The organism is Leptospira perolatii (assembly GCF_002811875.1).
GTDB lineage: Bacteria > Spirochaetota > Leptospiria > Leptospirales > Leptospiraceae > Leptospira_B > Leptospira_B perolatii.
In genome coordinates, this window is the sequence record NZ_NPDZ01000017.1 from 1 (window position 1) to 15,102 (window position 15,102).

At 43.2% G+C, this 15,102-nt stretch carries 16 protein-coding genes; 15 read left to right on the plus strand and 1 reads right to left on the minus strand.

Features of this window, described 5'->3' with window-relative positions; translation table 11 throughout:
* Together CH373_RS17100 and CH373_RS17105 are read left to right on the plus strand one after the other, a co-directional pair.
* Positions 1-495 (plus strand): YraN family protein (locus CH373_RS17100; RefSeq protein ID WP_243393458.1); only part of this gene is annotated, 495 nt, incomplete at its 5' end.
* A 95-nt stretch (positions 496-590) separates the two neighbouring features.
* Positions 591-788 (plus strand): hypothetical protein, encoded by a 198-nt coding sequence (locus CH373_RS17105; RefSeq protein WP_100714986.1) that lies wholly within the window; start codon positions 591-593, stop codon positions 786-788.
* A gap of 25 nt (positions 789-813) precedes the next feature.
* On the opposite strand, the gene CH373_RS17110 is transcribed toward CH373_RS17105, so the two are convergent.
* Entirely contained in the window at positions 814-2,352 is a 1,539-nt protein-coding gene (locus CH373_RS17110) for a YifB family Mg chelatase-like AAA ATPase (RefSeq protein WP_243393459.1), read from the minus strand.
* 91 nt (positions 2,353-2,443) lie between these two features.
* On the opposite strand from CH373_RS17110, the gene CH373_RS17115 reads away from it, so the two are divergent.
* From CH373_RS17115 to CH373_RS17175, 13 genes are all read left to right on the plus strand, one after another.
* Complete coding sequence (locus tag CH373_RS17115; RefSeq protein WP_100715024.1) at positions 2,444-2,809, plus strand: type II secretion system-associated lipoprotein; 366 nt, start codon at positions 2,444-2,446, stop codon at positions 2,807-2,809.
* Positions 2,778-3,791: a LysM peptidoglycan-binding domain-containing M23 family metallopeptidase gene (locus tag CH373_RS17120; RefSeq protein WP_165778865.1), complete on the plus strand. Its 1,014-nt coding sequence runs from the start codon at positions 2,778-2,780 to the stop codon at positions 3,789-3,791. The genes CH373_RS17115 and CH373_RS17120 overlap by 32 nt, the downstream gene beginning before the upstream one ends.
* A gap of 73 nt (positions 3,792-3,864) precedes the next feature.
* Positions 3,865-4,758: a general secretion pathway protein GspC gene (locus CH373_RS17125; RefSeq protein WP_100714987.1), complete on the plus strand. Its 894-nt coding sequence runs from the start codon at positions 3,865-3,867 to the stop codon at positions 4,756-4,758.
* Positions 4,759-4,765: 7 nt separating this feature from the next.
* Positions 4,766-6,553, plus strand: coding sequence for a type II secretion system secretin GspD (gene gspD / locus CH373_RS17130; RefSeq protein WP_100714988.1), 1,788 nt, complete (start codon positions 4,766-4,768; stop codon positions 6,551-6,553).
* 8 nt (positions 6,554-6,561) lie between these two features.
* Entirely contained in the window at positions 6,562-8,238 is a 1,677-nt protein-coding gene (gspE, locus tag CH373_RS17135) for a type II secretion system ATPase GspE (RefSeq protein WP_100714989.1), read from the plus strand.
* A 13-nt stretch (positions 8,239-8,251) separates the two neighbouring features.
* A complete protein-coding gene (locus tag CH373_RS17140; RefSeq protein WP_100714990.1) occupies positions 8,252-9,478 on the plus strand; it encodes a type II secretion system F family protein in 1,227 nt (408 codons plus the stop codon).
* A gap of 25 nt (positions 9,479-9,503) precedes the next feature.
* On the plus strand, positions 9,504-9,980 hold the full coding sequence (locus tag CH373_RS17145; RefSeq protein WP_243393460.1) for a type II secretion system protein GspG: 477 nt from the start codon (positions 9,504-9,506) through the stop codon (positions 9,978-9,980).
* Positions 9,981-9,986: 6 nt separating this feature from the next.
* A complete protein-coding gene (locus tag CH373_RS17150; RefSeq protein ID WP_100714992.1) occupies positions 9,987-10,553 on the plus strand; it encodes a type II secretion system protein in 567 nt (188 codons plus the stop codon).
* The gene (locus CH373_RS17155; RefSeq protein ID WP_100714993.1) at positions 10,534-11,109 is read left to right on the plus strand and encodes a type II secretion system protein; all 576 of its coding nucleotides are present in this window, start codon (positions 10,534-10,536) and stop codon (positions 11,107-11,109) included. The genes CH373_RS17150 and CH373_RS17155 overlap by 20 nt, the downstream gene beginning before the upstream one ends.
* Positions 11,109-11,771, plus strand: coding sequence for a type II secretion system protein GspJ (locus CH373_RS17160; protein ID WP_100714994.1), 663 nt, complete (start codon positions 11,109-11,111; stop codon positions 11,769-11,771). Before CH373_RS17155 ends, CH373_RS17160 begins: the two co-directional genes overlap by 1 nt.
* A 21-nt stretch (positions 11,772-11,792) precedes the next feature.
* Positions 11,793-12,926, plus strand: coding sequence for a type II secretion system minor pseudopilin (locus CH373_RS17165; protein ID WP_100714995.1), 1,134 nt, complete (start codon positions 11,793-11,795; stop codon positions 12,924-12,926).
* Positions 12,927-12,931: 5 nt separating this feature from the next.
* The gene (pilM, locus tag CH373_RS17170) at positions 12,932-14,560 is read left to right on the plus strand and encodes a pilus assembly protein PilM (protein ID WP_100714996.1); all 1,629 of its coding nucleotides are present in this window, start codon (positions 12,932-12,934) and stop codon (positions 14,558-14,560) included.
* An 11-nt stretch (positions 14,561-14,571) separates the two neighbouring features.
* Complete coding sequence (locus tag CH373_RS17175; RefSeq protein WP_100734110.1) at positions 14,572-15,102, plus strand: hypothetical protein; 531 nt, start codon at positions 14,572-14,574, stop codon at positions 15,100-15,102.

Sequence of the window (15,102 nt, forward strand, 5' to 3'; positions counted from 1 at the left end):
TGCGTTTGTTTAGTGTTACCTATGTTCCCGGTCTATTCTGTTACCCATGTCTCCGGTTCATACCAAGGGCGGGGCTCTCTTCTCCAATCTACATTCCTTTTTCTGAATGTACCTTCTTCCTTCTCCTACCTGAATATCTGCATGAACACAAAATATCGAAAGATAAAGGGGAAAACCGGAGAAGACTTCGCGGCTGATTGGTTAGTTTCTCAAGGGCACAAAATCTTAGAGAGAAATTTTAGGATTCGAAAGGGAGAAATCGACATAATTTCAGTCGAAGGGAAGACAATTCACTTTATTGAAGTCAAACATTGGACAAAAGGTAAGGAGTTTCTTCCTCTCCAGAGTCTCACCCAGGCCAAGATCCTGAGGATGAGATTGGCTGCAGAAGTTTATTTGACCCGGAACGTTCTATTTCTAAGTTATTTAGTCTCCTTTGATTTGGCACATTTAAACGAAAAAAGGGAACTGAATTTTTATCTAGGATTGTTTTGAAAACCTGCATTAAGCACTTTGAATACTCGGTCGAACTTTATTTTATCTGCGGGTTCTCAAGGATGAGGACCTTAAATCGTTACAAGGAAGTAACTATGAAAAGCATCCAGATTCTCGGCAACCTTGCCGAGACCGATCCATTCGGTCCCGACCCGGTTATCCTGAGAAAAAGAGGGATTCCGGTTAAAAAACGGAAATTCGAGGACTACAAAAAGAAAATCGACGATCCTAATTATCTCGATTTTGCGATTGATAAGATCGCTATGGAGCTCTCGCATTTCCTGTCGAAGTAGAACAAAAAAAATCCGTCGAAAGAACCTAGGCACTGGCTCTTGTTTCCTGAAACAAATTGTCGTTCAGAAAGAAGAGAGCTTCCTCCAGATGCCTAAGCTCTACTTCCAAACTTCCTTCTAAATCTGCGATGGTCCTGGAAACCTTGCGCATTTGATTGCTCTTCCGAATACTGAATCGAAATTTCCTGGCGCACTTTATGAGAAACTCTTCTTCTTGTTTTCGCAATGGAATCGTTTCTACGATTTCGTCCGCTCTAAGATTCCCGTTAAAAAGCTTTCCAGTTTTATTACTGTTTCTTACTTCCTGAAATTGGACAGATCTCTCGATAGATTGCTGAAGCTGGTGCAAGTCGACTTCCAATACTTTTCGGCCCGAATGTACTTCCGTTCTCAAATAGCAAAAAAGTTCAATTCTGTCTAAAAAGGGCCCAGCGAGCGAAGCTTGGTACGATCTAATCTGGTTTTGGGTACAGGAGCAGACTCTAATTTTAGATTGATAATAGCCACAAGTACAAGGATTGGAAGCAGAGATTAGTAGAAAAGGGGCGGGGTAAGTAACCGAACCGGTAATTCTAGAAATTGTAATCTCTCTTTCCTCCAACGGTTCTCTCAAGGCTTGGATCGCAGAATCGCTAAACTCGGACAACTCATCTAAGAACAAAATTCCATGGCTCGCCAAGGAAACTTCTCCCATGCTCAGGTTCCTAGAGCCTCCTACGAGAGCCACATCTGAAACAGTATGGTGAGGAGAGCGAAACGGTCTAGAAACCTTTAAGTCTTTGATTGTTTCTCGGAGTGACCTAAGATACATTAACTCCAAGCATTCAGATTCTCTTAAATTCGGGAGAAGGAATTGTGCAAATTTAGAAAGTAGACTCTTTCCTGCACCCGGAGGTCCGACCAACAAACAGTGGTGCCAGCCCGCCACCGCAACTTGTATCATCCGAAGACCGACTAGCTGGTCTTGGTAGAGTTCTACCTTCTTCGGGATTTTCTGTTTTTCAATTTGGAAGTTAGTCTTCTTGGCTCTAGTCATCTTTCGACCAAGAGCATTTTCTAACTCCTTCAGGTGAGCTACTGGATAAATAGGAAACCGATCTAAGAGTGCTGCCTCTTGTTGGTTTTCGAAAGGTAGAATTACCTGTTCAATCACATTCTCAGGATATTTCATCAAAATAGGGAGAATCCCTTTCAAAGGTCGAACGCTTCCGTCCAACCCGAGCTCTCCCAAAAAAAGGGTCTTATGTACCGGAGTTACGGACTGCAATTGCTTTGTGAGAAGCAAAATTCCGACCGCAATCGATAGATCTAGATAAGTTCCTTCTTTTTTCCTACCTGCGGGCGCTAAGTGCACCAAGATGCTCTGCAACGGGTACACAAAGCCGCTGTTTTCTATGGAAACTCGAATTCTATCCCCGGATTCCCGAATCGCTTGTGCAGCCATTCCAGTAACGGTAAATCTGGGAATCCCAGGCTTTAAGTTGATTTCTACGCCGACGGGAAACACTTCCAAACCTTCCATTGAGGCGCCTTGGCATCGGATCAAACTGAGTTCTTCTTTCATATCTCTTTCGGTTTAGTAAAAAAAGGGAGAACTTACTTTTTTTCGAAAAACTAGTTTATACTTGGCGGACTCTGAATATCCTGTGCCTGAAATGGTGCGAATACCGGCTTTGTTCCTGGTACTATTCCTAGTCAGCTGTGGATCCAGGTTGATAAAGCAGGATAGGGTAGCGGAAGTAAATACTCATTACCAGGATAAGGTATATTACCTCAAGCGAGATACCAAAGTATCCGCCACGGAAACATATAAGAAGGGAATGTTGGTGAGAATTTATATCGAATCCACACCTTCTCTGGTAAAGATCAAATGTTACCCTGCAGATCAAAAGAGAGAACACGCGATCGGCAGGTTAATCGTTTACCAAGTGAATGAGGATTTCGGCAAAAAAGCCATTACGATAGAAGATTTGGATACTCTGATTGCAAATGAACTCGCGGAATACAAAAAGAAAAAGTAAGAAGCGGCCTTACCGCAATTCAAGATCTACAAGTTCGCTCTCCGATACTAGGAAAGTGAACCGGACCGTACTTTACTTACCGATTCTTTCCACTTTGCTGGTTACCGCATTGTCTGCGGACCCTTTAAAGAACTATGATTCGGCGATTAACGACTACGCAAACAAGGATTCTTCCTTTTTTACCGATAAGGAAGAGCGTAAGATCAAACAATTATTTTCTCAGTCACCGGAAGAATGGGAAGCCGACAAATATTCCTCTGTGAGCTATCACAAAGACAAATCGAATTTAGAGCTTCCTTCATTTATAAATATCAGTCCGATCATTTCCTCTAAGATAGTACATCAAAGTGGTATAATATTCAAAAACTATGTCGTGAAGCCGAAAGATACTCTGTTTAAAATCGCGAAGACTATGAACACGAGTGTTTCAAAAATTAGCTCCGCAAACGGCATGAAAAAAGGGACAGTCTTAAAACTGGGCCAGACTCTTAGTATCCCGATCAAAGTTGCAAACGCGAGCCGCAAGAAAATAGAGTATAGAAGAGTATTCCTGAATCCTGTAATCGGAGCGAGGATCTCTTCTAGATATGGCAGGAGAAGGGATCCGTTTCATACTGGAAGCGGTGGATATCATACTGGCATTGATTTAGCTGGCCCTCAAGGGGCACCGATCTTGGCTTCTGCAGATGGAGTAGTTTCTTTTGCAGGAGTGAACGGCGGATACGGAAATAGCGTCATTATCGATCACGGGAACGGCTATCGCACTATGTATGCACACTGTGCAAAAATTACTGTGGAAGAAGGAACGAAAGTGAGAGCGGGAACGGTCATAGGTGCAGTCGGACGCACAGGTTCGGCCACCGGATCTCATCTTCATTTTGAAGCTTTCTACTACGGAAAGAGGATCAATCCGGAGGTCGTTCTCCGCAAGACGATCAAAATTGTGACCAATCTGGAAAACGGAAAGGTTGCCAAACTCTGAAATCTAGATACAGCCGGAGCCCGAATCAGTTTTTTGAACGGCTGAAGATTGGATTCTACTACAAAGGGCGCAGATGAACGCGTTTTTTATTGAACTAAGAAAGAACACATTCTATGCACTCATTCCAATCGTAGTTCTGTTTTCACTTTCATTGGCATATTTGTTTCGCGGACTGATTTTGGCATTCCTTACACCGGATGTGCAGACTTCCAATACTTCCATGCAGCCTAGGAGAGTGAATAATTCTATGACCATTTCTATGACTTCCTATGAGGAAATGGTCACTGGAAACCTGATCCGAGGCAGTCTGGCACCTCCTCCCGGAGAGGGAGATCTGGCCGCAGGTGCACCTCCCGATACCGGAGAAGGTGAGGAAATGAGAATCACCGGCACCTTGAGCGGGCACTGGAGTTTTGCCCGAGTCACTATTTTAGAAAAAGGAAAAGCCGCGGCAGAAGAATTTGCCACCGGGGAAACTGTAGGCGGTTACAAAATAAAAGTTATCTCTCTAAACCATGTTGTACTGGAAAAAGGAGGGGCCTCTCTGAAGGTGGAAATCGGCCAGACCCCGGGGGAAGCCAGAGCCAAACTCGGAATGGGAGCGGCTCCAACCGGACCTGGAGCTGGCGGAACTTCGTCGGACTCGGTCCGAAAAATTCTCTCCAGACAGGACGTGAACAGAAAGCTCAAGGATCCTACCGCGATCTACAAGAACGCGAGATTCGGGCCTTTTCTGGAAAACGGACAGATTACAGGGTACAAAATTTACAGCATCGGAAACGATCATATTTTCTACGCTTTGGGAGCAAAGAGTGGGGACGTGATCCGAAGAGTGAACGGCATGCCTCTGAACGAGACAGAAAAAATGCTCGAGATCTGGAATGCAGTCAAGACTTCGGACAAAGTATCCGTAGATGTGGAAAGGAACGGAAAAATTTTAACATACGAATTTATCATTCGGAATTAGCTGCGGTATGCGTAAAAAACAGATAAATGCCTATTATTTGAAAACTCTTTTTCTGCTCTCTTTGGTGGTTCTAGCCACTAGCCAAACATTGCATTCTCAATCTACACGCAAAAGTACCAAACGCTCCACTGCGGCTACTCCAGAGGACACAAAAGAAAGGACATTCTTTGCAAACTGGAGAGACACCGAACTAAACGATTTCTTAAAGGGAATGAGCGCCATCCTAAAAAAGAATATTCTATTGGATGAAAGCCTCAAAGGAAAAAAGATCACGATCATTTCCCAAAAGGAAATTCCGGTTCGAAACGCATTCGCATTCATGAAATCCGTTTTAGAATCCATGGGATTTGCGGTCGTGGAAGAACCTGACCTGATCACTATCGTCAAACTAAAAGATGCGCTCGCCAGAACTCCTTATGTGAGAGTAGGAAAGGAACCTCTAGCGGATAATGAAATCGGGGAAAATCGAATCATCACACAGATCATTCCGATAGAAAACGTAAAACCGGAAGAATTAGAGCCGATCCTGAAAAGGTTAACCTCTCCGAACACTGATGTGATCGTTTATAGAAATACGAATACGATCGTCCTCTCCGGATCTTCCGCAGATGTTCAAAAACTTTTACTTTTGGTAAACGAATTAGATGTCAAACCGGAAGATAACGTACCCGGATCTGTTGCGTCTGCAGGTGATATTCATATTTATACTCTCGAACATAGTGAGTCAGAAAAGATTGCGGCTACATTAGTAAAACTGGATAATCCTGTAGTATCAGACAATCTTCCTGCACCCGGAACTCCTGGCGCGCCACCTCCGGTTCCGGGAAAGGTGGAGAAGATCAAAGCGGTCTCTCATAAAGAATCCAATTCTGTAATTGTCACAGCGACAGAATCCGAATGGAATGAGATCAGGAAGATCATTCGAGTACTGGATTCCGCGCGAAAACAAGTACTCTTGGAAGTATTGATCGTAGAATTGTCTTCTAGTGATTTAAATGACTTTGGTATCGACTGGAGAATGCAGGACCAAGTCTACGGACAATTCAACTCCGGACTTGCAAAAGAAGGAAATATCATCAATCAGAATGGTCGGGTCAATCCGAACGTAAACACTTTGACGGGCTTTTCCTTAGGATTCATCCGAGCAGGTGCGCAGCAGATTATCGGAATTTTGAGCGCGAACTCCGGAAATGAGAATTTCAACGTACTGTCAGCACCTCAGGTGTTAACCTTGGACAACCAAGAAGCGGAGATCAACGTAGGACAAGATGTACCGGTTAGAACTCAAAGCCGTAACGCAGGTTTGGGTGGTGCAAATGCGGTGACCGTAGACAACTACGAGTATCGACCCACCGGGATAAAATTAAAATTCACTCCTCACGTAAATAAGAACAATAAGATTACTTTAGAGCTATTGCAGGAGATTAAGAATATCGCTGCGATCGCTTTGTCGGGTGGAAACCCTACATTCAACAGAAGGGAAGTAAAGACCACGATCACGATCGAGAATCGTCAAACCATTGTAATCGGTGGACTCATCTCGAATGACAAAGAAAAAAGACTAATTAAGATTCCGATTCTCGGGGATATCCCATATTTAGGCTGGCTTTTCCGCAGGACCACGGAGCAGAACAAAAAAACCAACCTAATGGTATTTCTCACTCCACATATTCTGGACAATCGTGAATTAGCGGATAAACTCACTGTTAAGAAAAAGCTTCAACAAGAAAGATACGAATTGGAGCGAGAACGGATCCTAAATAAAGAATCCTCGATCAAAGAAAGAGGGGAGTAAATTACACAGTGAAGACCCTTGGAGAAATCCTAGTAGAGGATGGAATCATCTCCGCAAAGGATTTGGAGGATTCCCTTAAATTACAGAAAAAGAATAATGTATCTCTGAGCCAAATCCTGCAAAAGAAGGGGATTGCGGGAGAAGCCGACGTACTCAGGGCAATGGCGAGACTCTATCGGATGGAGTTCCGCGAAAAACTGGAATTCAAGGGAATGGAAGAGGCATTTCAAAAAATACCTCTCAAACTGATCCAAAAGAGTAGACTCGTTCCTTTCGAGCTGAATAAGAAGACAATAAAAATAGCGATCGCGGACCCTAGTGATCTGCACCCGATGGACGATGTTCGTTCCTTTCTTCGGGAGTACAAAGTAGAATTCATACTCGCTCCGGAACCGGAGATCATGAGAATCGTACATTCTCAATTTGATAATACCTCCGCAGCAGCTAAAGATTTATTAAACGAAATGGAAGGAAGCTTCTCCGAACTAGCGGAGGGCTTCGACAACGAGACAATAGATCTCTCCGATGATGCGCCTATCATCAAGATGGTGAACGTTATCCTTTCCCAAGCTGTGAACGAAAGAGCTTCGGACATTCACATAGAACCTTACGAAAAAAGCCTAGTCGTACGTTACAGGATAGACGGGATTCTGCATAACGTTCTGACTCCTCCGAAATCTTACCACGCCGGAATTACTTCCAGAATCAAAATCATGTCGAACTTGAATATCGCTGAGAATCGTTTGCCACAAGACGGTAGGATCAAGCTGAGACTCGCTGGAAAAGATATCGATATCCGTGTTTCTAGTATACCTTGTCAGTTCGGAGAGCGTATTGTAATGCGTCTCTTGAACAAGACAGATCAAAAGTATTCTTTGGATACGATGGGATTTTATCCCGAGATACTGAAAACTCTTAGAACACTCATCTACGAACCGCACGGAATCGTTTTGGTTACAGGTCCGACAGGTTCCGGTAAATCCACGACTCTCTATTCCGCACTTACCGAACTGAATACGGAAGAGAGAAATATCATCACCTGCGAAGACCCTGTGGAATACCAGATCGAAGGAATTTCCCAGATGCAAATGCAGGAGAAAATCGGACTGACATTTGCAACAGGACTTCGTGCTATCTTGCGACAAGACCCGGATGTGATCATGGTGGGAGAGATTCGGGATGAAGAAACCGCAAGGATTGCAATCCAAGCTTCACTGACTGGACACTTGGTGTTTTCTACATTGCACACGAACGACGCCGCCTCCGCAGCGACTCGTTTGGTAGATATGGGAATCGAACCTTATCTAATTACATCTACGGTGCTCGGTTTTATGGCACAAAGGCTTGTCAGAACCATTTGCCAAAATTGCAAAAAACCTTATAAACCTTCCCAGGCAGAATTGGAATCCGTCGGACTTACCCGAAAGTCCTTAAAGAACGGAGGAAATTTCTACAAAGGAGAAGGATGCAGCCACTGTATGGGAACCGGTTATAAAGGTCGGACAGGAATCTACGAATTATTGGTAATCAACAATCAAATCAAGCACGCGATTCTCTCAGGCTATGATGCATCTAAAATCATGGAAGTCGCGCTCGAAAACGGTCTGCATACAATGAAGGATTACGGAATTCAAAAAGTATTAGAGGGAATTACCACGCCTGACGAAGTACTTCGAGTTACCTGATCGGATACTAAGTATGGCATTATATACGTACCTAGCATTTAACAAAAAGGGAAAAGAAGAAAAGGGGATCATAGACGCCCCGAACATACAATCTGCTCGCGCAAAATTAAAAAGTAAGGGATTGTATGTAAGACAGATTTCCGAAGACAAGGAAAGAAAGGACAGAGAACTGTTTCCTTTCCTTGCGAAACTTTTATACAGGGTTCCCAGAAAAGTTATCGGATTATTTTGCAGACAGCTCGGTACTTTGCTCGGCGCAGGAATTCCTTTAGATCGAAGCCTTTCGAGTATCGTAGAGCAAACAGATCACGAAGTATTTCGAAAAGTTGCAGTCGCTATGCAAGCGGATATTACGGAAGGTAGCACTCTCTCCGAGGCGATGAAAAAGCACCCGGACGTCTTTCCGAACCAATATCCATCCTTAGTCTCAGTCGGAGAAAGAACCGGAGACTACGAAACAGCTCTGATTCGTCTTGCAGAAATGGAAGAAAAAAACCAGGAACTAAAATCAAAAGTCACCGCTTCCTTGGTTTATCCGATGATCATCTCCGCATTGTTAGTCGGCGTAGTAATCTTTCTTTTGACCGCGGTGGTTCCGCAAATCGAGGATTTGTTCAGGCAATTCGATGCTCCATTGCCTATGATTACGAAAATTGTAATCGGTACTTCGAGGGCTCTTACAGGATACTGGTACTTATTCATTTTGCTATTCGGTTCCGCCGTTAGCGGATTTCTATATTACAAAAACACGCCGGAAGGAAGAGAAAAATGGGAGAGATTCATTCTCGGGATTCCTATTATCCGGACTCTTTCTAAAAAAGTATTAATTTCTAATTTTGCGAGAAACCTAGGAATCCTATTATCAAACAGGGTCCCACTTATGATTTCTTTGCAAATCGTGGAACAGATTGTGAATCACACGATCTTCGGAGAGGAAATTCGAAATGCTACTTCTCGGATCAAAGAAGGAGAGAAGCTTTCCGCAGCCTTTCAAGGTTCGGAAATTTTGCCCCAAATGGTGCTCGGTATGATGTCCGCGGGAGAGGCCTCTGACAAAGTTCCTGAAATGATGAATAAACTTGCGCAGATCTACGATTCTGAAGTGGATTCTTCCTTGAAGGCGATGACTCAGGCAGTAGAACCGTTGATGTTAGTTTTTATGGGTTTTGCGATCGGGATCATTATGGCATCGATCATTGTTCCGATGTTCAGCTTGACCCAAAATTTGAAAGGTATTTAAAATAAGAATGATTAGGAGAATCGACTTGAAACTAGTTAGGAAAGGGAATAAACGCAGAAAAGGATTTACCTTGATTGAATTGGCGATCGTCGTAGCCATTCTCGGAGCAATTATCGCAATCATCATCTCCAGTATCAACGTAGGAGATATCAAAGATGATACTGCTTCTATGGAGTTGAGAAAAGAGGGAAGAGAAATCCAAATGAACTTGGAAAGATACGCCCAGAAATTCGGAAATTATCCGAGTGAAGACCAAGGACTGGAAGCGCTGGTAGAAAAACCTGCGACTGGAGATGTTCCGGAAGACTGGAGACCAATGGTCAACAGCAAAGATTCGATTAAGGATCCTTGGGGTTCGATCTATAAGTTAAAGTTCGACGAGTACGGAGACATGCAGATTGTTACTTTAGGAAAAGATAAGCAAGAAGGCGGCGAAGGTGCAAACGCTGACTTCAATATCCTAAAAGAAGAAGAGTATCCTTCTCAATTTAAAAAGAAGTAATATAGGATGATCAGAAGGAAGTCGGGGCGCAGGGCAGGCTTTACTCTCATCGAGTTGTCCGTCGTGATTTTTATGATCGGCGCGATCATGCTTACCGTACTTCCTTCTGTTGCGAAGCTTTTTACACCAGGCGCTCAAGAAGAAGCATTAGTACTTCATGATGCAGTGAAATTCTGCTACAGAAGATCGATGCTTAATCAAAAAACAATCTTCCTTGAACTGAACGTTGATACTGAAGAATACCAAATCTTAGAAATCGAGAGAGACGAAAACGGTCTGCACGAAAAGCCGATTTTCGAAACAAAAGAACTTCCTTCCTCTTCCGCGATCGTAGACGTAATGGATGCGAGAGGGTATCGCTATGTGAAAGGAAAAGTTAGAATTCCATTTTCTCCTACAGGAGTCGCCGAAGATTTTTATATTCATCTAGGCCCGGATCCTGAAATTAAGAGGACCCTGATCGTTCGAAGATACGGAGGCAAATCAGAAATCAAGGAGGGAGAAGAGACAATCTCTGACGAAAACCTGGAATGGTACAAACAAAGTGAATTTGATGGCAGCCCTAAGTTATAAAATCACTTCTCACTGGAACAAATACCTTTCTCAGGAAAAAAAAAGTCGAAAGCGTACTCTTTCGAAATCTAGGAGATCCGGGTTCACTCTGATCGAAATGGTGATCGCAATGACTATCGCGATCACTTGGATCGCCTACGTGCTGTTAATTGTAGGCGAGGGAATCAGAATGAGAAGACTCGCCGCGGTCCAATCCCAAGCAGTCCATCTCGCAAAGATCAAGATCGCTCAAATTGACTCCGCGTCAGTTTTACAAGCGGACAAAACCTCAGGAGACATTCCTGGATTCAAAGGATTCAAGTTCGAAACTCTAATCAAGGAAGAAGAAATCAATCTACTGGAATTGTCAGGAAACAAGGGAAAAAAACCGGAAGATCTTTTAGGAGGCTCAGATTCGGCGGCGAGTAAATTGATCCAGCAAAGGTCCGGTAACAACCAAGGTTCTGCGACTGGAGGTATGATAAACGTATTTCATATTTTTGTAACGATTCATTATCCGACCGGAACAGGAACTTCGGCTTATACTGTCGAAACTTTCAAGGCTAGACAATTCTAATGCGTAGTTTTCTACCTAGACGAAGAAGCAAAAGATCCGGATTTACTTTGCTAGAACTTTCCATCGTAGCCATGCTTTTGGGTTCTTTGTTAGTATTGGTCTTCGGAACCTATACATCTCTGCTCAGGATTTCCAAGGCTGCTTCGGATAGCGGGGGAGCCACAAAAGAAGACGCGATGCTGGCTCTCGAAAATCTCAGAAGCACTTTGTCGATGGCATATTTTCTACAATCTGAACCGAGACTAATCTTTGTAAGTCGGAAAGAAAGAAAGGACGGAAAAAAACATCCGGGAGAAAGGGGTCAGCATATTGTATTCGCAGCGGTACATCCAAACTCGGAAGAAACCTCGCTTCCGGAAGTTCGCGAAGTAGAATTTTTCATAAAAGATTTAGGAGAAGACAATGGGCTCGCGTTGATCCGAAGGGAGGACGAAATCGTAGACCGTTATCCTTTTTCTGGCGGGCAAGATTACACGCTTTTGGAAAACGTAAAAAGCCTCTCTTTTAAATTTTCCAAAACCGGAAGTAAATGGGACGATGAGTGGGATTCAAGAGAAGCAAAGAGTCTCCCCAGATTAATTCGAATCGAAATGATCGCAAAAATCGGCAAAGACGAAAGACGTTTTGAAACCTTGGCCTTTCCAGGGATTTTACTGAAATAAATTACTCTTAATTTGAACGAAATGATACGGAAAAGTTTAGCTCTCAAAACCAGGAGAACTTCCAAAAGAAGAGGAGCCGTCGTAATCCTGTTAGTCGCGGGAATTGGGGTGGCAGCGATCTCCACCACTCTAGAATTTGCGGACCGCTGCATTTCGGAGTATAAAATTTCCAAAGGTGAGATGGCCGGTTTCAGAGCATTGCTGCTTGCAAAGGCCGGATTTCAAGGAGCGATCGGCGCACTCAGAAAAATTCCGGAGGAGTTCCTGTACAAAAGTGGAATCGGTTTGAATCCGCCGCCTGTACCTCTGGGTGGAGGATTTATCTTTTACAAGCTGCACGGAGAAGACGGAAAGATCAATATCAACTCTATCTACAACCAGGATACCAAGGAGATCAATCTCAGAAACCAAGAGATGACCCAGAGACTATTCGAAAGATTAAAACTGAAAAGGGAATTACTCGTTCCTGTGATTGATTGGATTGACGACGATGACCAGGGAGGTGCCGAATCTCCGTACTATAAAAGTCTAAAACCTCCGCGCAAAATTAAGAACTCTTACCTCTATTCATTATCAGAGCTTACTTCTATTAAAGATTTTTCTCCAAAATTAGTGTACGGATCGCAAAAACCTCCTGATTACGACGAGAAGTATTCCAAGGATTTTCAATCGGAAGAAGAAAAGGCTTTGGTCAGCGATACAGATTTCGTATTAGCAAACAATCTAACCGCATTTGTCCCTTATCAGAGGAATTACGACGACAGAATCAACTTGAATGCGGCGCCTTATTTCGTTTTAATGTCCCTATCCGATTTTATGACCCGGCAAGCAGCGATGAAAATTCTGAAAATGAAGATCCAGAAGGGAGGGTACATAAAAGAACCGAAGGATCTAGAATCAGCTACCGAGTTTCAAGTTCCGGCCGTCGGAGGTCTGACACTTTACAAAGAATTGGTCGGAGAGGGAACGGATATCTCGGGAGGTAGGATCAAAACCAAAGGGGATATCTATCGAATCGCCGCTGTAGGCGAAGTTTCCCTCGAAACTGGAAAGAAACAGGGAGATTCCGAGCTCATCGGAAAAAAAGCGATCAGAAGAATTACCGGAATCTTCGATCTTACAAATAGCGTCATGTTATATTATAGAGAAGATTAAAATCGATGTTTTTATACGAAAAATTTCTAGCGATCGATTACGGCACTCACAATATCAAAGGTGCCCTCTTTCAAAGAACTATGGGAAACTTGACGGTGCTCCGCACTGAGACTATGCCGATCACTCCCATGGAAGAGAAGCAGTACGAAACAAATATATTACGCTTTCTGAATACTTATTTTCCGGGAGAACACGCAATCCTGCTGGCGCTTTCGTTGGAAAAACTCTTTGTCCGCGAACTCTCGATTCCCCTGACGACCGAAAAAGCGGTCAGAGAAGTAATTCCTTACGAAGTAGAAAACAGGGTCCCGTTTCCGATGGAAACAGTCGAAGTATTAGGAAGCGTTTGGAGAATCGATCAAGATAAATCAGATGTAATTACCTATACCGCACATCACGCTGAATTTGATACGATCACAGAACCGTTCAAGGAAACAAGAACCGTATTCCGCGGTATTTATGTAGATTCCGTTTGTCTAGGATCGATTGTAAGCAAACATCTAAAAAAAGAAATTCCATTTACGAACGTTGCGCAGCTTGATATCGGTGGCACGAATAGTTTACTTAATGTGATCGCAGACGGAAAGATCGCGCACACTCGTTTTATCGGAATCGGAGGTGACCACTTAACCTCCGAAATTGCAAAAAGTTTAAAACTGAAACCCGAAACAGCGGAAGAGCTCAAGAACAGCATCCAATTCGAACCTTTCCACGAACCTGAAGACGGACTGAATTTGTTTGCGAAGGAATTCCGACTAAAAGTTCCGGATATCAAGAAAGCATTCGAGATTACGAAGGAATTTTATGAAAAACTCGCAGAGGAAGTGCGCCGGAGTTTTCTCTCCGTAGGAGAAACCGAAAGGCCGGAAGCTCTCTATCTTTCCGGAGAAGCGAGTAAGATCCGAGACATAGATTCGTTTTTAGGCGAATCCCTTTCAATTCAAACGAAGAGATATGACTTCCTACAGACTGATCCGGATCGATTTGCCACTTGTTATGGGATGGCTTATCAACTTTTGCAGCCCAAAAAAGCAAAGGTGGATTTCTTAGAGACGCCTTACGTAAAACGATTGAATAAGAATTTATTCGATCTCACTGCATTCCGTCCTCATTTGATTTTATCTGGTGTATCGCTATTCCTATTGATAGGAGTTTTCTTCTTAGGAATCATTTCCGATAAAAGAAAGCTTACGGCAGCGAACAAGATCTTAGCGGAAAAAGTGCAAAGGGGGATAGGAAGGCAAGTGCCTCCTGATGCCGATGCCTTAGAATTTGCAAGAACAGTAAAGGACGAGGCAAAAGGAAAGACCGAACTTTATAGAAAGTATCTCTCCAAGCCGAGTGTGCTGGATGTGCTGTACGAAATCTCCGCGAAGTTCCCAGATCCAGGAATGCAACAATTCCAGTTCCAGAATTTTACTTATGACAATAACGTGGTTACCATCCAGGGTAGGGTGAACGAATATTCTGAAATCGGAACTATACAAAGATCCTTGGAAAATTCCCAGCTATTTAAAAAAATAACAATAGAGGATAAGCGAATCACCACTGGAGCAAAAGTATTTAAAGTAAGTTTTACTTTAAAGTTAGAAGTAGCAGCTAGCATGCCTGGCGGGCCGGGCTCGGAATTTTGAGAGAATAGAAAATGTGGGAAAAATTAGAACCTAGAGAACGCCTCCTAATCCTGATCGCCGCGGGACTTTTGGTATTTATGGTACTTTTCCTCGTGGGTAGAAAAATCTACCTAATGAGAAAGGATCTGGGCGAAAGAGTCATGGAAACTAGTTCCGATTCCCAGACATTGGACAAGATACTCCAAGAATATACTTATTTTACGACACTCGATACAACTGGTGGGGAAAGAGATCCGAGCGAATTTTATGGAAAGTTAGATCCTCTTTTTGTCCAATACGGCCTGAAAGAGAGAATTTCCACGATGAAGGACCACACGAAAGAGATAGATAAAAAATACCAAGCGATCATTATTGATGTTAATTTCAGAGGCGTCCCACTGGAATCGGTGATGAAATTAATCTATGAAATCGATAAGAATAAACGTGTGAATGCTAGAGTGGAATATTTGCAAATCAACAAACCCTATCAAGATAAAAATGCATATGATGTGAACATGAAACTCGCAGCGTATAGCGCCTCCACAAAAGCGAGACCGAACTAG